Origin of the sequence: Mycobacterium angelicum (assembly GCF_002086155.1) — a bacterium.
In the GTDB taxonomy this organism is placed as follows: Bacteria; Actinomycetota; Actinomycetes; order Mycobacteriales; family Mycobacteriaceae; genus Mycobacterium; species Mycobacterium angelicum.
The window spans coordinates 15,160-38,441 of sequence record NZ_MVHE01000019.1; the positions used below are offsets into that span (position 1 = coordinate 15,160).

Consider the following 23,282-nt stretch of genomic DNA (forward strand, 5'->3'; position numbering starts at 1 on the left):
TGACCCCGATGTGGGCCAGGGAGAGAAATTTCATCGTCGAAAAGGACCAGAACATGACCGAATTCATGCGCAATATCGACGCGATTTCCTGGTCGCTGGAAAGCGATCCCCGGCTGCGCTCGACCGGAATCACGCTCGCGCTGTTGGAAAGGTCCCCCGATTGGGACGAAGTTCGGTACCGATTCGAGCTCATGACCCGGAAGATGCCGACGATGCGTTGCCGGCTTGTGGAGTCGCCGCGCCCGGCCCCACATCGCTGGGAGCCCGACCCCGACTTCGATTTCGACTTTCACCTGCGGCGGGTGACCGTGGCCGAACCGGGCACTTTCGACACCGTCCTGGAAATGGTGCGGGTGGCCACAATGGAGGACTTCGACCGCGCGCGCCCGCTGTGGACCGTCACGTTGATCGAAGGGCTCGACGGCGGCGAAGCGGCGCTGATGTGCAAATTCCATCACGCCCTTACCGACGGGGTCGGCGCTCTTCAGATTGCGATGACCATGCTCGATTTCACCGAGGAGCCGCCAGAACGGCAGGTGTTAGCGGTCTTTCCGAACGTGCCACGTCGCAGCTGGGTCAGCGGATACGCCGACCTGGCTCGCTACCACGGCGACCTAGCGGCCAAGACGTTGGTCGGCGCCGCTCGCGGCGTGCCCGCGGTGTTGTTGCGGGCATTGCGGCGACCGCTGGACACCGCGGCAACGGTGACCTCGATGGCGGGATCCGTCTACCGCGTGGTTCGGCCGCTGGTCGGGGCGGGATCACCCGTCATGACCGAACGCAGCCTGGCTCGTCAGATCGGCGTACTGGAGGTCTCAACGTCGGCCCTGCGCTCGGCTGCCAAGCGTCGCGGCGGCACTCTCAACGATGCATTCATCGCCGGCTTGGTACGTGGACTGGGCCACTATCACGCAAAGCACGGAGCCGATGTCCGCGAGGTGCATCTGGCGATGCCGATCAGTTTGCGGTCCGACACCGACGATATGGGCGGAAACCGTTTGGCCCCAACGCGATTCAACGTACCGGTGGACATCGCCGATCCGGCGGACCAGATCGAGGCCATTCACCAACGCACGTCGGCGTTACGCGAGGAACCGTTGTTGTCCTACACCGACCTCGTGGCCGGAGTTGTGAACCTGTTGCCGGTGGGGGTGATCAGTTCGGTCGTGCGCCAGACCGACATCACCGCCAGCAATGTCCCCGGCGTACCGGTGCCGGTGTACATCGGCGGGGCCAAAGTCTGCAAATACTATCCATTCGGCTCGACGGTCGGTGCGGCGGTGAGTGTCACGCTGTTGAGCTACATCGACACCTGCGCAATGGGTATCAGCGTGGACAGCGGCGCGGTCCCTGACTACGACGTCTTCCACGACTGCCTGGTCGCGGGTTTCGACGAGGTGCTGGCTCTTGGGGGGAACCCGTGAGCGGCCAACGGCGCACGCCCCGACGGCGTGCGGCCGACAAGCGAACCGCGCTGCGGAGCCTTCCGATCTTGGCTGACATCGATGACGAACACCTCGCTGCGCTGTCGAGGATGGTGGAACGCCATCGGATTCCCGCCAACGAGTGGCTCTTTCACGCGGGCGATCCATCCGACGCCATCTATATCGTCGATTCGGGCCGGTTCGTGGCTATCAACGCCGATGGACACGTCGTCGGGGAGATGGCCTCCGGTGAGTCGATCGGGGAACTCGGGGTGATCGCCGGCGCGACGCGGGCGGCCGGAGTTCAAGCTCTTCGGGACAGCGCCGTCTGGAAGATCGCCGCCGATACATTCGCCGACGTCCTCGCTACGACTCCGCGCCTGCAATCGGTGATGTTGCGCGCAATGGCGAGGATGCTTCGCGAGTCGCGGTCTGCCGACATCTCCCGGCGTCCCAGGGTGATCGGCGTTTTGTCGACGGGGGATGTCTCTGCCGTCCCGACCGTCGACTCGATCGCCACTCACCTGGGCTGCCACGGTCAGACCGGCGTGGTGGCTCCGGCCGCTGACGCCACCGAAGGCGAGCATTACGGCGAGTTGGTGGAAGCGTTCAGCGCGACACTCGATCGAGCGGAGCGAATCAATGATTGGGTCCTGCTCGTGGCCGACCGCGGCTCGGGCGAGCTCTGGCGGCGATACGTTGCCGCGCAAAGCGATCGGCTCGTGGTCCTGGTGGACCAACCACGTCCACCGAAAGCCGTTGATCCACTTGTCATCCAACGGCCGGTCCACCTGATCACGCGCATCGCAGAACCGGATCCGAGTTGGTGGGATCTGCTGCAGCCGATCTCCCATCACCCCGCCAACGACGATGGAATCGCGGCGTTGGCCCGCAGAATCGCTGGGCGGTCGGTCGGTCTGGTGATGGCGGGCGGAGGCGTGCGGGGTCTTGCGCACTTCGGTGTCTACGAAGAGCTCACCCGTGCCGGTGTCGTCATCGATCGGTTTGGCGGAACGAGTACCGGTGCGCTGGTTGCCGGCGCCATCGCGCTGGGGATGGACGCCCGGAAGGGAATTGCCGCGGTGCGGGAATTCGTCTCACAGGGCTACCCCTTCGGTGACTATGCGATCCCTGTGGTGGCGCTGACTCGAGGTGGACGCTGGGATCGTCTGATTGAGAAATTCGCCGCCGGCACCCTGATCGAGCATCTGTCGCGGGAGTTCTTCTGTGTGTCTGCCGACATCATCAGCGGCCGCCAGATCGTCCACCGGCGGGGGAAGCTGTCGGTCGCGGTGCGCGCATCGATCTCGATCCCCGGTCTGTTGCCGCCCGTGCCGGACGGCGAGCATGTCCTGGTCGACGGTGGATTGGTGAACAACCTGCCGGCCGACGTCATGTGCGCTGATCCGGATGGTCAGGTCATCTGCGTGGATTTGCGTCGAAAGTACTTGCCGTCAAAGGGATTTGGTCTTTTGCCGCAGGTGCTTCAGCCACCCGGGTTCGTCCGGCGGTTCTTGACCGGCACGGACGTCGCGCTGCCGTCGTTGCAGGAGACATTGCTTCGCATCGTGGACCTTGCGTCGGCCAGCAGGAATCTGCGCGAGCTTCCCAGAGTTGCGGCCATCATCGAGCCGAACGTCTCCGGGGTCGGACTGCTGAACTTCAAACAGGTCGATGCCGCCGTGGAGGCCGGCCGGGTCGCCGCCCGGGCAGCTCTGGAAGCTAACCCGCATCTGGTTCGCCCGGCTTCGACCCATCAAGTCGGGGTGGCTTGAGCGGCGGGTGGACGATCGTGAAGTCCGTCATTTCAGGCACCGTTAATGGCGGACACCACGACGTTGGTGGCGGGACAAAACGACGGGGCGTACTCGCGGTCTCCGGGCTGATCGCGGTTGATGACGTATGAAATCGTGCGGTCATTGCCAGGCGTAACTGTTATCGAAATCTCCTCTTATGCCTCAGTAGTCGAATCGAACCGGGCCAACTTGAGCCAGTCGTCGTAGCGGCAGTCATCTCGCCACTCGACGGGCAGCGCTGCCAACGCGTCGTCGATGGCGGCCCAGATTGTTTGCCTCGGTGCTAAATCCGTTGTGACAGCGGTTATTCGAGCTTCGGCGGCTAGGTTGGCTTCGTGTGGTACATCGGTGATGGGTGCCAGGGCGTTGATGGCGTCCAGGACCCGGGTTCGGCGTGCAGCGTATGGAAGTGCGGCCAATTCGTCGGGCAGGATGGGAGATCCGAAGATGTAGTCCTGTGCGGCGTGGCGGTATGGGACCTCCAATTTGTGGTTCAACGGCTGCTCGGGCAGGCCGCCGGCGAAATGCAGTGGCACGATCGGCAGTGACATGTCCACTGCGAGATCCAGCAGCGTGGAAGTAAGCGTTTGAACCCGCTGAGCCGAGGAAGTCTGCCGGGTGCCGGAGGCATGGACCAGCAATGACGAGCCGCGCTCTGCGATGTCTTGCTTGACCTTGTCGACGATGGCCAAGAAGGTGTGCGGCTTGTCCTGCTCGAAATAGTGGATGTTGCGCAGGCCGGTGGCTTCGCCGCTGCCGAGTGTCCGCGACAGCCTTCCAACCCAACGGTTCACGTGTTTGGCGTTCGATACGGTCACCACGGTCGTGTCGGTCAGCCAAGAGGCGATTACCGTGCCCAGGATCGATTCGATTTGCACCTGATGATTGGCGAGCAAGAGCACGCTGCGGCCGTTGAGTTCCTGGAGCGCTGCGGGATCCTCGACGATGACGTGGCGCACGTAGCGCGACAGCAGCGCCCAAATCAGCAGATCGCCGAGCCAGCCCTGCTGCTTGCCGGTCTGCTGGGCCCACCAGGCTCGCACCGGCGTCCAGTCGCAGTGCAGTCCCGCGCGTGCGTGCAAAACCGGGGGACGGGTGTTCTCGATCGTCACTGAAATGGCTTCGAGCGGCAGCGCCGGGCACGACGCCTGGCCGTTTCGCAGTTGCACCGTGGAGGGATGAATCGCGCCGTGCGCGGCGTGGGCGACGGCCTCCTTGGCCGCCACTTCCATAGCCAGCTGGGCAGCACCGCCGGTGCCGCACGAATACAGCGCTTGAACGGTGCCCGGGAACCAGTTGGCTTGGTTGACTTGGCTTGCGTCAAGCTCGATTTCGCCGGGGCCGCGCTGTTCACTCAGCGATAGCCCCGGCACCGCCCGGCGCTGCAGGAAGGCGCGCCGCTGCACACCATCGGCTTGACCCAGTGATGTCTTCGGCAACAACACCTCGACCACCCGGATCTGGGCCCAAGGGCGGCCATCGATGCCGTACCACAGATCGACCATCGGACATTGCTGCTGTGAATCTGCAAAGCCCGCGAAGCGCGCCTCGACGGCCACCTTTCCCTGCTCGGGTGCATCGCGATAAAACCGCGCCCACACGATGTGGTGTGGGAAACCAACTTTCGAATCGGTCGAGGTGCGGTCCGGGCCGCGGCTGTGCCCGGTCCACACACTCAGCTCGGTGTGCGGGACGATGTGCAAACCCGCGTCGAGCAATCCGGGGTGCACGAGGCCGGCGGGAACGGCGCAGCGGCTGACCGTCAGGATTCCACTGGCACCTTCGTGGCTGAACTCGGCTCCGTCATCGAGACTTTGAAACGCCGGACCGTGGAACACGGCGCCGGAGTCATACGGGTTGGACATGGGCAACGCCGCACTCAGCGGACTTGGCGCCGGCGGTCCATCCGGGTAGTCCGAAGCGGTAGAGACGGTGCCGGAACCGATTGTCTCCCAACGCGACAGCGTGGGGTTGGCAGCTTCGCGCCACACGTGCAGTTGCGCATCGTAGCTGTCCGGCGCCGTCCGCTCGATCTGAGTGCGCAGGTGCACCGGTGCGTCGACGACAATCCAGCGCGACAGATACAAGTCGCGGATCTCCACGACTGCCGCGCCGTCAGCGGCTTGCACGGCCGCCTGGGCGACCAGGTCCAACACCGACATCAGTGGTAGGGCCGCGGCGGTTTGGGTCGGGCGATGATCGGCGATCCAGCTGTCGCGTGCCGGATCGATGATGGTCCTCAGGGTTGTGACCGTCGCCGCGGCTCCCGACGATGCACCGGAGGTGACGGTTTGGCCGTGCGGGCTGCCCTTGATTCGCATCCCGAGATTGGTGGCCGAGTAGATCCGCAGGCCGTCTACCCACAGTGCGGCATCGGCGAGCGCCAGAATCCCGTCGTCGCTGCGCTCAATCGTGGTGATCTCCAATTGCGTGGTGATCAGTTTGTTGTGTGGGCGGACCTGTCCGCGATAGCGCCACGTCATCGACTGGTCGATGGCCAGCGGTTCGAACCGCGCGTGCGGACCTGCTTCCTCGCCCAGCCCCAGATCGAGCATGGCGAACTGCAGAAGGTTGATCATCGACTCGATTCCCAAGGATCCGGGTTGTACCGGGTCTTGGAAGAAATGAGCCTTGAAGAACCACTCGGTGGGGTCGACGCTCTTGACGGCGCGCCAGCGCCCCAACCCTGCGCGACCGGCGGTGGGCCAACGTCCCGTGACGCGGTCGATCATCAGCAGCATCGGTTCAGGCAGCATCGCGCCGGGGCCGAAATGGCCTTGCGGACGGGTGGTCAGATCGACATCGGGAGCCGCGGACGGCGCCGCGAGCTGTTCGTGCTCGGCGCCACTCGTCGGTAGACCGAGTTGCTGCTCCAGAGCCGGGCCGGGAAAGTAGCCGAAAACCGTTTCGGCGCCGTAGACCTGGGCGTCACCGGCATAAGCGTGTGCGCTGAAGCTGACGATGATGGTGTCGGCGACCTTGGCGACGTTTTTCAGGTGAACTTCGGTACGCAACGTCCCGATGGACGGGCCGACCTCCCGGTGCTGAACACCGACGCCGTCAAGGTTGCGGAAGAACAGGTCCACGTCGGTCGACAACGGGCAGCCGATATAGCTGGCCAGCCAACCGCAGGGTTGCAGGCAGACTTCCATCAGCACCGCACTGGGCATCGTGCGACAACCGTTGGCCGTGAAATACCAAGCGTCGCAAGGTACGTCGTACTCGGCGACCAGCGTCACACCCGATTGCATCACCCCGATCTCGCCCACCACCTCGGTCACGCGCGACATGAAGTGATAAGGCGGGGAAGGCAATCGAGCAACCTTGCGGCTTGTGTCGAATCGTTGGTAGCGCTCGCCGAAGGCGCGCGATGGCTTGCCCCAGGCGCAAGCCAGCAATGACTTGTAGTCGAAACTGAACCCGTCGCTGACCGCGACCGGCTTGGGTTCAACGTAGTGATCCAGTTGCGGCAGGCCCTGATCCATGGGCCAGCCGGGTGAAAGCTTCAACCCCAGGCGGGGGCAATGGAAGGCCGCCAACCCGTCGACGGTGCACAGCACGTCGGCGAACAGCGTCGGTTCGGGCTCGTTGATGAGCTCTCGGATGAATACCTCATACACGACTTCGCGCGAGCTGGGGGTGACCTGGCCGCGGCACTTGAGTTTGCACGTCTCGAACGGGACCGGTTCGAATCGCCACCCGTCACATGCCAGCGTCATGCCCGCCGCCGTCATGTAGATGGCCATCGCTTGCAGCGTGCCCTCGAACATCAAGGTTCCCGGCATGCACGGGTCGTTCTTGAAATGCCCATGGAAGAACCAGGTTTCGGCGGTGATGTGCTGTACACCGCGCAGATAGCCGCGGCCCCAGGGGCCGCCGGAGAAGTCGATCTGGGTCACTTCGTCGACGAACAGCATGTCGCCACCGGCGGTGGTGGGGGTGCGGGTATGGCTTGCCGCGCGCTCGAACCCCGCGCCCAGCCGCGGCCAGAGCTGGCCGGCGGCAAGGGCTTTGAGATCGCTGGTCGACAAGGAGTGTCGCGCCGTTGCGCAGGGCGGGGAATCGAGGCGGCCGGTAACGGTCTGTTCCTCCGGTCGCCACAGAATTCCGCCCGAGGCAGCCAGTTCCTCGTCGGAAAAGAAGCCGGCCTGTCCGTTGCGAACCGCCAATCGTTCGGTGCCGCCGATGGTGCAGTCGTAGTGGAAGAAGAACAGGCGGATGTCGCCTTGCCGGGCGTGACCGTCGACATGGATGTCGAAGCGCAGCGTGTCGCCGATCTCGGGCAAGCCACCGAGAAAGGTCAATTCGCACCCGAGGAGGCGATACACGCGTTCGCCCTTGTTGGCGAAATCCGCACCCATCCACGAGATGAGCATGAGGTCGGCCTGGCCGCTTTCGATCATGATTCCGGCCGGCATCCGGCCCTGGTGCAGCCACCACGCGTAGGCCGTCACGTCGGTCTCGGTCCACAGGGTTCCGGTGCCGGGCCGACCGGGCTCAGCGTCGATGCCCAGCAATCGATCCGCGAGCAACAGCGGCGGTTGGGGCATCCGGGTCTGGCGCGGATAGCCGTCTTGGCACGTGAAGGCGGGTCCATAGATCTCGGAGATCTTGCCCGAGGCATGCACCCGCAAACCGTCTTGGTCCAGCGTCAACCCGGTGGGGGTGCTCTTGACGGTTGGCGACGGAAGGACGGCGCCACTCGGCGGTACCGGCTGGACTGCGCGGTGCGAGCCGTTGTCGCAGCGACGCGACGCGGCGATGTGCGAATGGGGTGTCGGTGGCGCGGGGACGTCGCCGCGAGCGGGCAATGCGTCGCCGGCGGTCGGTATGGCCGGTGGCTTCGGCAGCACAGTAACCGACGGGCCGGCGTCCGCCGCGGCTGACGAGCTGGTCAGGTCGGCGAGGTCAGGCAGCCGAACGGGCGGCATGTGTGCCACGAACTCCAGCAGCCTCGCGCTGCCGCTGTCGCTGCGTGCGGCGGCCAGCTGGAGCGCCAAAGACTGACGTCGTGTCGCGCTGTCGCGCGGTAGGCCCGCCGGTGTGCGCAGCGTCAGTTGTTGATGCTCGCCGGCCAGTCCGTCCAGGGTGACGACCACCTCACGTGGCTCTTGGGTGGCCTGCGACCCGTCGGGTTCGATTCCGAGGAAACCGAATAGCACCCCGGCAGACACTTGCAGCAGCCCGGAGGCCGCGTGGGCGTGACCCAGCAGCGGCTCGACGTTGAAGCTCCCCGGGGCCGTACCGACCCGAAGCTCATGAGCGGGTGCCTGTCCTGGGGTGGCCGGGGCACCCGGCAACAGGGCGTAGATCGTATCGTTTTGCCGGAGAGCATCTTCGGCGCGCTTGAGCACCATGAGCACCGCGGCATCACCGGGTATCTGCTCGTCCGCGGTGAGCAGCATGCGGGCTGCCGCCTCGTGGACCGGCTCACAGCTGAGGTCGACCGCGCCCACCACGGCCGCGTCGATCTCGCCGTGTCGAAGCGCGCGTGCCGCCAGCTCGAGTGCCGTTGTGCCGGACAACTGTTCACGCGACACGGTGAAGCTGGGGCCGCGCAGGTCGAATTGGCTGTTGATCCGGTTGGCGACGATGTTGGGCATGGAGCCGACGACGGTGCTGGCGGCCAGGCCCGGAACGACCCCGTCGCGCGTGCGCGCCAGTTGTGCCGGGTCGTCGATCGTGTGGGCGAGCCGCCACCGCAGGCCCCACCGGGCCACTTCGGCGTCGCAGTTCATGCCCATCACGACGCTGGTGGTCTCCTGGGGCAGGCCCGCGATGACCCCGGCGATGTTGAGGGCGGCACGCAGCGCGGCAACCTGTTGCGGCAGAGCGTTTTTCAGATCGCTCGGCGGGAATCGTACCTTCGTCACATCCAGTGACAGAGTGGACATGCGTGCGCGGAGGACACCGTCGGCTTCCTGGGTGACCAGTGGCCGGCCCGCGGCGAGATGGTTTGCCACCTCGGCCGTTTCGTAGCCGTCGCCCGCGATGATGCTCAAGCCCACGATCGCGACGTCGGCGTCCGTCGGACTCGGGTTTGCACACCACCATCGGGCATCGGCGCTCGGGCGGTCGGTGTCCACCCATTCTTCGACGATCAGGTGGGCGTTGTTGCCGCCGAAGCCGAAGTTGTTGACCGCCGCGCGCCGTGGTCCGCGGGTGGTCCACGGCTCGGCGGCAGTGAGCAACCGAAACGGCGACTCCGCGATGAACGGCACCGGGTTCTCAACATGCAGTGTCGGCGGCCGCAATCGGGCGCGCATGGCTCCCAGCACCTTGATCAGACCGGCGATGCCGGAGGCCGTAATGGAGTGGCCCAGATTGGATTTCAGCGATCCGATCGGCACGTCTTGGGCACCGGCGAAGATGCGCGCCATGCTCTTCAGTTCGGTGAGGTCGCCCAGGGGAGTCCCCGTTGCGTGACACTCGATCATCGAGATGTCCTCGGGGTCCAGGTCGGCCATGTCGTAGGCCGACCGCATCGCACGTATCTGGCCCTCCTGCGAAGGCGTCAGCATGCTGCTTCCGCGGCCGTCGTTGGCGACACCGATCGCGCGGATCAGGCCGAGTATCTGCGCGTCCGACGCCAGCGCGTCGTCGAGGCGCCGCAGAACCACGAAACCGGCACCCTCGGCCGGAACCAGGCCGTCGGCTTGCTGATGGAACGGACGCGACGCGCCCGCATGACTCAACGCCTGCAACGCGCAGAAGCCCACGTGCAGAAACAAATCGTCGGCGCGATTGACGCCACCGGCCAGCATGACGTCGGCCGTCCGGTCATGCAGCCGGTCACAGGCCAGCTTGATCGCATACAGCGACGACGCGCACCCGGCATCGAGGCACAGCGCTCCCGCGGTCAGGCCCAGCGCGCGAGCGACAAGGTGTGCGGGCAGCCCGGAGTGGAACCGGTTGCGCCAGTCGATGTCGGCGTCGTCGGCGCGCCAGACCTGGGCGGCGAGCGAGGCCATGGTGTGGGTGGGATAGCTCAGGTTTCCCAGCACGACGCCCACCCGATCGGGAACGCCGCCGACTTGCCAGCCGGCGCTTTCGATGGCCTGGCGGGCGGTGTGAAGCGTCCACCGGTAAAGGGGGTCAAGACTGACCAGGGAGTCGGCGTCAAGCAGGAAGCCATTCGGGTTGAAGACGTCTTCGAAGCCGCGCACATAGCCGCCCCGGTCCGACCAGGTGTGGTCGAAACACGGCCCGGTGATCTGCTCGCGCACGATGCGAGCACCACTCACCCCCCAGTAGTCCTGCGGGGGTGTGCCGAGAACGTCTCGGCCCTGTTGGATCGTCGTCCACAGCTGATCGGGATTCAGTCCACCCGGGAAGACGCAGCCCTGCCCTACGACCGCGATCGGTTCGAATTTCATGAGGCCTCCGCCCTTGGCCAAACCAGTGATGTGCTCAGTCGCCGTACGCGTACATTTCGACCCGTTTGAATTCCGCGATTGCTGACCCGCCGGCATCGGTCAGCCGCAGATCGAAGACGATGCGGTTGTCGTTCGACTCGCCGTTGTCGAGGTGGCAATACAGGGTGCCGTCGGTGGGTCCCGGACGGTATCGGATGATCTGCTGAATCTGCAGGGGCAGCATGCGACGGCCGGTGCGCATCAGGCCCCACAAGAATCCGAGTTGCAGGCAGCCGTCCAGCGCGGCCGGATCGGTTGCCCAGCATTGATGCGGCCAGCCCGCCTGGTCGAGACCGTGCAATTGTGCTGTTGCACCGGATGGTTCGCGCCAGGAGACTCGCTCAATCACTTGGAAGGCGGGGCCGTGGAACAGCCTCCCCTCGCCGTAGAACGACTGTTGTTCGGTGCTGCATTGCGCTGTGGCGCAACAGGATTCGACTCCCGGCGTGTTGTGATTGCCGGCGCCAAGTTCGGCCGTGGCGCTGTAGCGAACCACCCCAGCGGTGTCCAGCAACGCAAGCTGCAGCCGCCGTGGTGTGTTTTCGATTGGCACGCAACGCACTACGAACGCATCGCCTGCATCGGTGAAGTTCGGCAGTACGATGCCGCGAAGAACGCGAAGGTCGCGCAGTCGCACAACCTGCTGACCCGGCAGGCAGCCCTGCGCGGCGCGTACGAACCACTCCGCGACCTGTACAACCGGCAGCACCACCTGCTGTCGAACGCGGTGATCTACCAGGTACGGCTGCTGCGCGGCGTGTGCCGCCACGCGAACCAGACGCCCGCTCTCCGGCAACCGATCCGGGAGCCCGCCGGGGATTAGCGCGCCGCCGAGCACTACGTGCGCATCCCGCGTCTGGCTGTCGAGTGCTTCGGCAACGAATGCGCAGGCGCCGTCCTCAACCGGTATGGGTGTGATACCCCGCGACTCGAACACGGCTTTCAGGGCCGGCGTCACCATGCCTGCCTCCCACGGCCCCCAACCCAATGAGCGGACGAGACATGAAGGGCCGCGGCGGGTTTGCTCTGCGAGCGCGACCTGGTTCAAGACCTCGTTGGCCATCGCATAGTCGCCCTGTCCGACATTGCCGCGGTGTGCCGATACCGACGAGAACAGCAGGATCGCCTTGAGCCGGTCGGCGGCGGTTGCTTCGAGCAGCGCAGACAGGCCATCGACTTTGGTGCCGAACACCTGGTCAAACTGATCGGTCGACTTCCGGCTCATGCGCGCGTCGGCCAGCACACCGGCACCGTGCACCACTGCGGTAATGGGTCCGACGTCTGTTCGAACACGATCGAGCATTGAACAAACCTCGGTACGGTCGCGAACGTCGATCGCTCGATAGATGACACGTGAACCCGCGGCCTCGACCGCGGCGATCGTCGCACGTATCTCACGATCGGCCTGCACGCGCCGGACTTGTTGTTCCAATTGCCGCGGCGTTGGCTTAGCGCCCGTTCGCTGCGCCTCGGCCAACAGAGCACGTTTGAGTTCGGCTGCCGTCCTCAGACCGCGCGCCGCGGGCGGTTCGTCGCCCAGCTCGGAGCGGCCGATCACGACGAAGCCGGCCTGGGTCTGCTTTGCCAGTGCGATCACCGCTGCCGCGGTCACACCTCGTGCCCCACCGGAGACCACGATGACGTCGCGATGATCCAGGCGAGCCAGCCGACCCGTAACCCGGGACTCTTCGGCCACGACCGTTACGCGGCCGTGTTCGCTGCCCAGTCCCACTTCGAATTCCGGGCCGCCGGCCAAGATCTCCATGGCGATCTGTTCGGCGATTTGGCGCGGGGATTGCTTCGTGGTGTCTATGTCGATGGCCTTGGCATGGGTGCCCGGCCATTCGAGAGCCACTGTTCTGGTCAGCGCCGCGACGCCGCCCGCCCACGCGCGCGAACCGGCGTCGCTGAGCAAGCCGAAGGTGCCGCCGGTGTCCTGAACGGTCACGAAAACGCCCCCGCCGCTCTCCATGCGAGGGGCTATCCGCAGCGCGTCGGCGAAGACTAGACGGTTCACCGCCACGGCTTCGTCGCGGCTCTGCGCCGATGCGAGGCCGCCCAGATGCAGGATGCAGGTCGAGTCCGCACTCGCCTGGGCCACGACGACCGCGGAAATGCCGTGTGTCCGCAGAATGTCTGCCAACGCGGCTGCGACGGCAGTCTCGCCTCCGACGATCTCGAGCCGGTCAGCCTCGTGCAGGCCCGCTATGCCCATCCCGCAAGCCGGAGCGGCGATTGCGCGCACTGTGTAGCGCGCAATCGGCCGTCCGGTCAACTCAAAAGGGAGGCGATCACCCCTCTCGATCAACGTCGCCCCGTTGTGTTGGCCATTTCCGTTGGCGCTGTGGCTCATTGGCTTGGAAAGGGGGGCGAGGTAGTCGACGATCTCCTGCAAGGTCGTCAAGCCGGCCATCGCCGAGGCCTCCATGTCCGGCAAGGACGGGACTCGCTGCTGAACCGCGGACAAGATCTCCACCCGCTTGATCGAGTCGATGCCCAGGTCGGCTTCCAGTGCCATCGACAGGTCCAATATCTCCACGGGATAGCCGGTCTTTTCGGCAACGACGTCGAGCATGTCGCTCACCAGATCCGTGTCGACGCCGGCCGGCTTCTCGGGCACCGCCGACCCGTTAGGGGGCGACGGCGGCTTCTCGAGCACCGCCGTCCCGTTGCGCTGCCCATTTCCGTTGGTGCTGTGGCCTATTGGCTTGGACAGGGGGGCGAGGTAGTCGACGATCTCCTGCAGGGTCGTCAAGCCGGCCATCGCCGAGGCTTCCATGTCGGGCAAGGACGGGACTCGCTGCTGGACCGCGGACAAGATCTCCACCCGCTTGATCGAGTCGATGCCCAGGTCGGCTTCCAGTGCCATCGAGAGGTCCAATATCTCCACGGGATAGCCGGTCTTTTCGGCAACGACGTCGAGCATGTCGCCCACCAGATCCATGTTCACCGAGACCTCCACAGGTTCGGCGGGCATGCGAGCCGCCGGCTGCGCCGGCATCACAGCGGGCATTGGGGGAGGTGGAATAACCTCTGCGACTAGCGGTTTCAATGATGCAGGGCTTGGCGCTGCGGTGGTTTGCGCGTCTTGGGCAGAACTCGCCGGTTGATCGTCGACCTGAGGCTTGCCGTAGTTGGCGCCGTTGATCCGCAAAGTCAGCTTGGGCTTTTGCCGGGTGCGTGGATCGTCGACCGTGTGGAAGTCAGTCCAGAGGGCGGCGAAATTCATCGGCACTCCCGCTGCCGCCAGCTGAGCAAGGCCAAGCCAGAGAGCGCGAATCCCATTCGTGCGCTTGCGATCAAGAGCGATGGCGTGGTGCGGCAGGCCCTCCAGGCACTTGTCCACCTGGTTGGTCAGCACACCGTCCGGGCCGACTTCCACGAACGTGCGCACACCGGCTACCCACATCGACCGCACCTGCTCCACGAACCGAACCGGCTGGGCGATCTGCTGGGCCAGCGTCGCACGCATCGTGTCCGCATCACCGGCGTAGGGCCTTGCGGTCGAATTTGCATATACCGGGACGGCTGGTGCATCGAAGGGGATTTCAGACAAATAGGTTCTGAAGGGCACCGAGCACCCAGCGACGATGTCGGAATGGAACGCAGTGGCTACGTTCAATTGCGTCGAATTGATGCCAATCGCAGACAGTCTGCGCACGGCCTCCGCGATCGCATCCGCGGTGCCGGACAGGATGACTTGCGTTGGACTGTTGTGGTTGGCGATCACGACCGAGTGCCCCCACTGGTCAAGCAGCGCACCAACTATCTCGCAAGGCGCCGAAACCGCACACATTGTCCCGGCCGTGTCGCGGGCCGCCTCGGCCATGAGGGCACCACGCTTGCGGGCTATGCGAAGTGCCGCCTCGTCGTCGAACACCCCCGCGGCACACAACGCCACGACCTCCCCGAAGCTGTGCCCAGCCACAGTGACGGGCTTGATGTCCAGGGCGCGAACGATCTGCAGCAGGCTCAGACTGTGCGCACCGATGGCAGGCTGCGCCCATTCGGTGCTGGTCAGCATGGTGGCTTGTGCTGCGCGGTCCTGTTCGCTGAAAGCGGTCTTGGGCCATACGATCCGGTGCAGATCGCAGGCCGCGTCCAGCAGCGAGGCGCGAGCGGTCTCCCACGGGGCGAGTGCCGCCTCGAACAGTTGCGGGATGTCGGCGCCCATACCCACGTATTGGCTGCCCTGGCCCGGAAACAACAATGCGACCGGCCCGCTCTGCTGCGCGGAATAGAAATACCCCTTCGGAGAGGAAAACTGTGCCGCGGTGGTCCCGTCGGCGAGCCTGCCCGCAGCTTCATCGAGCATCGAACGAAGACTCGCGCAATCGTCGGCGACCAGAGCCAAGCGGTGTTGCCGGCCGGGGTCATAACTGGCTTGGGTCTGCTGGGCGAGGTAGCGCAGCATGTCGTTGTCGTCCACCAGCGAGGCTGACAAGCGAGTCGCCTCGCCGGCCAGGGCGGCGGCCGTGGCAGCGCCCAGCAGCACGAGTTCGGACTTCCAGGAGCGGTGGCGCCTGGCGTGGCTTCCGCCGCCGGTGTACTCCTCGAGCGTCACATGAAAGTTCGTGCCGCCGAAGCCGAACGAACTGACCGATGCGCGGCGTGGCGCCCCGTCTTCGGCAATCCATGGCCGTGACTGCGTGGAGAGGTAAAACGGTGAGCTGTCCATGTCGAGGGCAGGGTTGGGCTGGTCCACTTTGATCGTCGGCGGCAGCGTCTTGTGGTGCAGCGCCATCACGGCCTTGAACAGTCCGCAAGCGCCTGAAGCGGCCTTTGTATGACCCACTTGCGATTTCACCGAGCCGAGCGCACACCACTGTCGGTCTTGCCGTCCGGAGAGGTCGAAAACCTCGCGAAGTGCCGAAAACTCCGCGAGATCACCGGCTTTGGTTCCCGTCCCGTGCGCCTCCAGCAGCCCGACGGTTTCCGGGCCGTAACCGGCGGCCTCGTAAGCCCGGCGCAACGCCTTAGCCTGTCCCTGCGCGCTCGGCGCATAGATGCTTTTCGCGCGGCCGTCCGACGACGTGCCCATCCCGCGGATCACGGCGTATATCGGGTCGCCGTCTCGCTCGGCATCGTCCAGACGCTTCAGCGCCATCATCGCGAGCCCCTCGCCGAGCATCGTGCCGTCCGCCTGGTCGGAGAAGGGCCGGCAGTCCCCGGATGGCGACAGCGCGGTGACCTTGGCGAAGCACATGAACATGAGGATGTCGTTGAGGGCATCGACCCCGCCGGTGATCACCATGTCCGAGTCGCCCAGATACAGCTCATTGAGGGCGATTGAAACGGCCGCAAGGGAGCTAGCGCAGGCGGCGTCTACGACGCAGTTCGTGCCACCCAGATCGAATCGGTTTGCGATGCGCCCCGCAACGACGTTACCCAGTAGTCCCGGGAAAGTGTTCTCCTGCCACGGCGTATACGCGGCCGCGATCTGTTGATTGAACGACTCGATCTGGTCGCCCGCTATCCCGGCACCGCGAAGTGCCCTCTCCCACACGGGAGCCTGTAGCCGGCCTGACATGTGGGCGACCATCTCGGTGGCACTGGCGACGCCGAGAACCACTGATACGCGTTCCCGGTCGACCCGCGAGAGGTCCGCTCCCGCAACGTCTTCCAGGACCTGCCTGGCAACCGCTAGGGCGAGCAGTTGCGCGGTGTCGGTGGCCGGCGCAACGTTGGGCGGGATTCCGAATTCGGCGGGGGAGAAGTCGACATAGGGAAGGAAGCCGCCACGCTGGGCATACATCTTGTCCGGCGTGCCCAGTCCCGGGTCGTAGTAATCGTCAACACGCCAGTGCGATTCGGGAATGTCGGACAGAAGATCCGCGCCGTCGACGATGTTGCGCCAAAAGTGCTCGGCGTCGGGCGAATTGGGGAATAGGGCGCTAACGCCGACCACGGCGATGGGGGGGCGGCTAGACATGTTCGGCATTCGCTTTCGTTGTTGGTGATGAATTGGACATCGATCTGACGCTTGTGTCCTCACCACTCGGTGGCTCGGCGACCATTTCAGCTGCCTTCGTCGACCGATAGCCGGCGTGGTGTAAAGCGAAATGCGTTGGGAGGAACTGGAACTCCGCAGGTGCGCGCCTGCTGTGCCCGGGTGACCTGTGCGGCCCCTTCGAGCAGGTTGAGGGCAACTTGAACAACCTCACGCTGCTCAGGCGGTTCCAGGAAGCTGTCCCGCACCCAGCTGTTGAAGGCACCCATTGCGGGCCCGCACCAGATTTGATAGTCGAGCGTGCGGCGGGTTTCGCCGCCGATCGCCCACCGGCTCGATTTGCCCAGGTACCAGCGGAACAGCAGCGCCATCTGGAATTTCGGATCCCGCGCGGCCAGCTCGAGGACCGCGGCATCACGATGCAGCCAGAACTGTTCGGTCTGCGACCAGACCTCTTCGACGCTCTGGCCGAAGATCTTCTCCAGGTCTCGGCGCTGCTCGCCGACGATCGCATCGAGAGCCGGCTTGCTGACGTACAGCTCGTAGAGTTTCTTGGCGCGTGGCCCAAACATGCTGCCGCGCTTGAGTACTTGCAGATCGACGCCGAGTTCGAACATGTCGGCGGCGGGAGCCATCATGACATCCGCGATGCCGACGTCGGCCAGAAGTTTGCGTCCTTGCTCAGACAGCCCGGACTCTATGCAGGCTTGATTCACCGAGCCCGTCATGACATAGCCGGCGCCCATGGCGAACGCACCCGCAACCGATTGGGGCGTGCCCAGCCCGCCCGCAGCGCCGACCCGCACCGGTCTCGATAGCCGGTGTTGCGCGGCGAGAGTGTCACGCAGCGTGATGATTTCGGATAGCAGCGCGGGCAACGGCCTGTTGTCGGTGTGCCCGCCGCTGTCTGCTTCGACGGTGATGTCCTCGGCCACCGCTACATGCCGCGCGAGTTCGGCCTCCCGGTGGGTCAGCTTGCCCGACTCCACCAGCGCGGACACGATCGCCGGTGGCGCTGGCGTCATGAATTGACAGGCGACTTCGGGGCGGGAGATCTTGGCGAAGACGCTGTTCTTCCGGACGACGTGGCCCGCCGGATCGGTCGACAGACCGTGCAGTGCATAGTGCACGACCGAGGGGGTGATCCTCATGAAGGCGGAGGCTTCGACCTTGCGGACACCCCGGGAGATGAAGAGTTCGGCCACCCGGTTTTCCAGCGCCGCTTCATTGGGCGAATGGATGAGATTGGCGCCCCAGACGCGACCGGCGGTTGCCGAAAGTCCGTCCTCGATCGTCGACAATGCCTGCTCCACATGGGGATAGGACAGACCGCCGGCCCCGAAGAAGCCCAGCATTCCCGCCTTGGCCATCGCGATCACCAACCTCGGCGTGGCGATTCCATTGGCCATCGACCCGGTCAGGTAGGGAAAGCGCACCCCATGGGCCGCGCAGAAGGTCCGGTCCCCAAGCCACTCCGGATATATCGGCGGCAGCGTGCCGAGCAGGGTGCTTCGCCGGGATGCCGCCGATCCATCACCGGCCGCAGTCAAACCGAGTTGGCCGCTCTGGTCGTCCAGTAGGACCTGCACCGGCTGACGGAAGCAGCCAATGATTCGCACCAGCTCGTCGGCGCCAAATGCGGTACCCGTCGGGCCCGGTCGCCGTCCGCCCGGTGCGGGTTCGGCCGAGAGCAGCTGACTGGCGCTGGAACCCTGGTTCATCGTTTCCGCACCTTCCCTGCGACCTGTTGATCACAAATGCGATGGCGGAGCCGCGAGCCGATCGAGAGGCCTCGATAACCGCTTCGCACAACGAGATACGTATCCGATGGCGTGCGTTGGCGAAGGCAGCTGCCTGGACAACGAATCCGCAGCCGGTAAGCCGCGACCACGGACAGAGCCAGGCGAAAGCTTGCAGAAGGTGCGTGGCATGACCGATTGGCGTGGCAATTCGCCCGTGAGATTTGGGCCGCCTGGTATTTCCATGATTCCAATATCGGATTCGTCTTGTATAGATCCTTAACGAATCCTGCGTGCTCTGACCGTTCGCCTGTTCAGGGCCGTTGGCGCCGTCGCCCCAAAACCGGGTTCTACGCCCCAAACATGTTGGCGTGCAACGGAAAAGGGCCAGGGAGTTCGCGCCTTACCGGGTGCTACTGGTCGGTAACGGGTTCATGGGAGGTGGTTTCGAAGATCAACTGGTGTTCGGTTATGCCGATCCGGTCACCGTCGCTCAGGGTGGTGCTGGCAAGGATGCGTCGCCCGGAAACGTAGACGCCGTTGGCCGATCGCAAGTCGACTATCACGAAGCTGGAACCGGTGTCGACGAGCGCGGCGTGGTGACGGCTCACTTTGGCGCCGGACAGGGTGATGTCATTGTCCGGGCTGCGTCCTATACGGGTGGTGGTGGCGGCCAGTCGATACGTACGTTGGTTCGCGTCGCGCAGTAGGGGGCCGCGAGTGGTGCCCGAAGGCGCCGGCGGGTACTCCGACAGGGTTCTGAGGGTGTCGTCAGCGTTCGATTGCGCGGCCTTGCGCATATCAAGCGGCCGCTGGCTGAGGATTCGTTCGTATAGCGCACGCACTTTGGGTCCGGGGTCGACGCCGAGGTCGTCGGCGAGGTTATCCCTAAGCCTGTGATAGGCATCGAGCGCATCCGATTGGCGGTCGTCCAGGTAGTAAGCGGTGATCAGCTGCGCCCAAAGCGCCTCTCGGTAAGGGTGGTCGATTGTCAGGCTTTCGAGCTCACCGATCAAAGAACGGGGTCGCCCGCAAGCAATTTCCACTTCGGCTCGAGCGATGTGTGTGACGATCTTTTCCTCGACCAGTCCCATTTGAAACGCGTCGACGAAATTGAAGTCGCGCAGGTCATCCAGAACCGGACCACGCCACTCGGCAAGCGCGGCCGAGAAGTGTTCACTGGCCTGCTCGAATCTCGCCTCCGCGGCGGCTCGCACACCGGCCGTCTTTTCGGCCGCGAACCGGCCGAGGTCGTAGTGCATGTCGGGGACTGCGAGCCGGTAGCCGGGCGGTGCGCTGGCCAACAGGGCGCGGGTTTCGACACCGGCGCCCGCCAACAGCCGACGCAGATTCGAAACATATGAGGACAGCGTGGCTCTGGCTCCGGCAGGAGGTCCCTGCTCCCACGCTGCGCCCGTCAGCGCATCGACGCTGACCGGTCGATTGCGATTGATCAGCAGCATCGCCAGCACTGCGCGTTGCTTAGGGGTACCCAACGGTACAGCTGTACCGTTGATACTCATCTCCAATGGCCCGAGGACGCCGAACTGGACATCGTCTTGCGCCATCGACTCTCTGGTCCCTCCCACCTATCCGGTAGTACTAGTGCCCATTTTGAGGGCGCCGCGAGACTTTCGCATAGGATTTCTGAATACTCACCGCGTGTCGGCCAGCGCTAATAAGTCTGGGATCGTCGGGTGCTGCGCGGTAGCCATTCTTGCCGAGTCGCACGGACATTCTCGGCGCATCGCGAAATGCGCGATGTGGCATTCCCGTGAAACGCCTAAAAGCCTTGTTTGTGCGGGTTTGATTTCGTTACGAGTTGAGTGCCGCGGTTCGACGGGATGCCGCATTCACATCGGCCCATACCGAAACCGGGTGGTTGTCAGTCGTCTTCGGCGAGCGCGAAAGTTGCTGCCTGATCGAAGCTCATCGCGTCGCCTTGGCGCCAGGCGGCGTCGAACTCCTCGGGGCTGAGCTGTTCGCGGGCGCGCCGTTCACATTCGTCGTGCCAGTCGCCTACCTGGGTGAAGATGCCCGTCGAGGCGCCGCACGCGCGACATACCGCGGCGGCGGCTGCCATCAGGACGACCGCACGGTGCGGGTCGTCGCAGGATCCCGCAACCCAGGCAATCACCGCCAACATGGGCGCACCGGTCCACGGGTCGTTGATGCGCTGGGTCAATTCAAGACATTGCCTTAGCGGCTGTTGGGCGAGTTGCACCTCACCGCGCCGCCACCGGTTCATCCCGACAAACGCCAACGCACGCGACCGTTGCACTGCGTCGCCGACGGCATCGGCGAGGGCGAGCGCCTGTTCGAACCAACTCAGTGCCTGATCGTTGTCGTCGGCTGTTTGGGCCATCCAGCCCAGCATCATCATCGACAGAACCCGCACCTCGTAGGCGTCGGGTGCATTCAGAGCCTGGTGATAGCAGTCGCGCGCGTGCGCGAGGTCGCCCCGGAGTATGCACGCGAACCCATCGGCGACGTCGATTCGAGCTCTTATCTTCGGATTGTCCAGCCCTTGAAGCAGGTCGCGTGCCTCGGCCACCCGGGCCGCGGTCGCGTCCAGGTTGCCTTGTATGGCGGTGATGTGTACCGCTTCGCAGAGCAGGTCGATCCTGGCCGCCGGGGGCTCCTGCGCCGTCGCCGACAGCGCCATTTCCACCCAGTGGCGCGCGTCGCTGAGCATTCCGCAAGTGGTCCACATGGGGCGCAGGGCGGCGATCATTGCCACGGTGCTGGCAGGGATTTCGGACAGGGTGAATCCCAGGGCTTCGCGCAGGTTGGGCATTTCATCGGTGAGGCGGTGATACCACTGGATTTGGTGTGGTCCCCACCATTCGGTGTGGACCTGGTTGAGCAGTTGTTCATACCAGGTGGCGTGACGTCGGCGCAGCGCGTGATATTCGGCGTCGGACAGGCGCTCGCGGCCGTATTGGCGCACGGTGTCCAAGAGCCGGAAGCGCACGGCCGTGTCGTGGTCGATGCGAATCAGGATGGATTTGTCCACCAGCGCACACAATTGATCCAGGCACTGGGTCAGGGTGTCGTCTGCCGTGCTACCCGGGGCGTCGTCGCCTTCGGTGCTTTCCATGCTGAGGTGGTGGGCGGCGGGTAGGTCGAAGCTGCCGGCGAAGACCGATAGTTGGGCCCAAAGCTGTTGTTCGGCTTGGCTGCAACGTTCGTAGCTCCAGTCGATGCAGCAGGTCAGGGATTGTTGGCGGGTGGGTGCGCCGCGTCGTCCGCGGTTGAGCAGGGTGTAGCTGCGTGCGAGGTCGTCTGCGATGTGGTCGAGCGATAGGGCGCGAAGGCGTACGGCGGCCAGTTCGATGGCCAGGGGTACTCCTTCTAGTTGGGTGCAGATGCGGGCCACGGCGGGGCCGTTGTGGGCGGTTAGGGCGAAGCCGGGGACCGCGGCGCGGGCGCGTTCGACGAACAAGGTGATGGCGTCGTAGTCGGCCAGCGCGGAGAGGTTGAGGTCGTCGTCGGCGGTGGGGTAGGTCAGCGGGGCCAGGGTCAGTACTGCCTCGCCGGCGATGTTGAGGACTTCGCGGCTGGTGGTGATGACGTGCAGGGCCGGGCATTCGCGCAGCAGGGTGTCGACGAGTTTTGCCGCATCGTCGATGAGGTGTTCGCAGGTGTCGAGCACCAGCAGTGCGTGGCGGGGCTGCAGGAATTGCCGGAGCACCTCAGCCATCGGCCGCCCGGAGTGATCGCGCAGCCCCAGGGCGGTGGCGACGGTTTCGGCGAGGAGGTCCCCGGCGTGCAGATCGCCCAGTTCCACCAGCCAGACGCCGTCGTCAAAGTGGGTGCCCAGTTCGGTGGCGGCGTGGGTGGCCAGGGTGGTTTTGCCGACACCGCCGATTCCGGTCAGGGTGACCAGCCGTGACTGCTCGAGCAGCTCGCGCAGTTGGGTCAACTCGCCGTGGCGGCCGACCACTCCGGCGGGCAGGGTCGGGACCCGCCGCGTGCTGGCCGCGCGCGCGGGCGCCGGGCGGGTGCCGGGTGGGGAGGTGTCGTCGCTGCTGTGCAGGGCCATCTCGTCAACCGCGAGGCCGCGCTGGCGCTGGATTTGTTGCAGCGCTTGGCCTAGTTCCAGTGCCGAGGGGCGGTCGGTGGGTTCGCGGGCCATGGCGTGTTCGACGACGGCGGCTAGGTCGGTGGGGATGTCGTGTTCGTTGAGTTCGGCCAGTGGTTGGCTGCTGATGCGGATGAATTGGGCGATCATCTGTTCGCCGGCGCGGCGCTGGAAGGGGGCATGACCGGTCAGGGCGGGGAACAAGGTGGCGCCCAGGCTATAGACGTCTGAAGCCGCGGTGGGGGATTGGCCGGTGAGGATTTCGGGGGCGGTGAACGCCGGGGAGCCGGCCAGCGCGCCGGTCTCGGTGCGCAGGCCCGTTGCGGTGCGCGCGATGCCGAAGTCCCCTAATGCGGGTTCTCCGTAATCGGTGAGCAAGATGTTGGCCGGCTTGATATCGCGGTGCACGATGGCCACCCGGTGTGCTGATTCCACGGCGCCGGCAATCTTGACCCCGACCCGCAATACTTCTTCGAATCCCAGCACGCCCAGGCGGGCGATACGGCCCTGCCAAGCACCTTGCCCGCAGTAGGGCATCACCAAAAACAAACGGCCGCTGGCGGTTTGGCCGACCTGTAGCACCGTCACGATACTGGGATGGCCGGTCAGCCGGGCCATTGCCTGCTGCTCACGAACAAAGCGGGCCCGATCATCGGCAAACTGAGCGGTCAGTACCTTGACCGCGACCACCCGCGCTAAAGCCTGCTGCACACAGCGATACACCACCCCAAGCCCGCCCTGGCCAACCTGCACCGCCTCGCTGAACCCCGCCGCAGCCAACTCCGCCACCACATCATCCGAGGGTGCTGTCTCTTGACCGGCCTGCGTACCAAGCGGTTCCCCAGACACCATAAGAACTCCCATGATCCAGCCC

Annotated in this window: 7 protein-coding genes; 2 read left to right on the forward strand and 5 right to left on the reverse strand. The window is 65.0% G+C overall.

The annotated features are described in order from the left end of the window. Nucleotides 1–53: 53 nt before the first annotated feature. Together BST12_RS13940 and BST12_RS13945 are read left to right on the forward strand one after the other, a co-directional pair. Entirely contained in the window at nucleotides 54–1,424 is a 1,371-nt protein-coding gene (locus BST12_RS13940; RefSeq protein WP_083113758.1) for a wax ester/triacylglycerol synthase domain-containing protein, read from the forward strand. Then, nucleotides 1,421–3,199: a patatin-like phospholipase family protein gene (locus BST12_RS13945; protein ID WP_083113719.1), complete on the forward strand. Its 1,779-nt coding sequence runs from the start codon at nucleotides 1,421–1,423 to the stop codon at nucleotides 3,197–3,199. The genes BST12_RS13940 and BST12_RS13945 overlap by 4 nt, the downstream gene beginning before the upstream one ends. Before the next feature lie 176 nt (nucleotides 3,200–3,375). Here BST12_RS13945 and BST12_RS13950 read toward each other — a convergent pair whose 3' ends face one another. The 5 genes from BST12_RS13950 to BST12_RS13970 form a co-directional block, all read right to left on the reverse strand. Next, nucleotides 3,376–10,596, reverse strand: a complete 7,221-nt coding sequence (locus BST12_RS13950) for a beta-ketoacyl synthase N-terminal-like domain-containing protein (protein WP_170062121.1) — start codon at nucleotides 10,594–10,596, stop codon at nucleotides 3,376–3,378. Nucleotides 10,597–10,630: 34 nt separating this feature from the next. Continuing rightward, nucleotides 10,631–16,567 carry a type I polyketide synthase gene (locus tag BST12_RS13955; protein WP_170062122.1) on the reverse strand — a complete coding sequence of 1,979 codons (5,937 nt, stop codon included), beginning with the start codon at nucleotides 16,565–16,567 and terminating at the stop codon, nucleotides 10,631–10,633. Nucleotides 16,568–16,653: 86 nt separating this feature from the next. Continuing rightward, the gene (locus BST12_RS13960; protein WP_083113722.1) at nucleotides 16,654–18,306 is read right to left on the reverse strand and encodes a PfaD family polyunsaturated fatty acid/polyketide biosynthesis protein; all 1,653 of its coding nucleotides are present in this window, start codon (nucleotides 18,304–18,306) and stop codon (nucleotides 16,654–16,656) included. A gap of 431 nt (nucleotides 18,307–18,737) precedes the next feature. Then, the gene (locus BST12_RS13965) at nucleotides 18,738–19,892 is read right to left on the reverse strand and encodes a BTAD domain-containing putative transcriptional regulator (protein ID WP_083113723.1); all 1,155 of its coding nucleotides are present in this window, start codon (nucleotides 19,890–19,892) and stop codon (nucleotides 18,738–18,740) included. Between the two features lie 317 nt (nucleotides 19,893–20,209). Next, complete coding sequence (locus BST12_RS13970) at nucleotides 20,210–23,260, reverse strand: protein kinase domain-containing protein (RefSeq protein ID WP_170062123.1); 3,051 nt, start codon at nucleotides 23,258–23,260, stop codon at nucleotides 20,210–20,212. Nucleotides 23,261–23,282 lie beyond the last annotated feature (22 nt).

Coding starts and splice junctions, on each gene's coding strand:
- BST12_RS13940 (WP_083113758.1), top strand. CDS start 54: ATGACCGAATTCATGCGCAATATCGACGCGATTTCCTGGTCGCTGGAA.
- BST12_RS13950 (WP_170062121.1), bottom strand. CDS start 10,596: ATGAAATTCGAACCGATCGCGGTCGTAGGGCAGGGCTGCGTCTTCCCG.
- BST12_RS13955 (WP_170062122.1), bottom strand. CDS start 16,567: ATGTCTAGCCGCCCCCCCATCGCCGTGGTCGGCGTTAGCGCCCTATTC.
- BST12_RS13960 (WP_083113722.1), bottom strand. CDS start 18,306: ATGAACCAGGGTTCCAGCGCCAGTCAGCTGCTCTCGGCCGAACCCGCA.
- BST12_RS13965 (WP_083113723.1), bottom strand. CDS start 19,892: ATGGCGCAAGACGATGTCCAGTTCGGCGTCCTCGGGCCATTGGAGATG.
- BST12_RS13970 (WP_170062123.1), bottom strand. CDS start 23,260: ATGGTGTCTGGGGAACCGCTTGGTACGCAGGCCGGTCAAGAGACAGCA.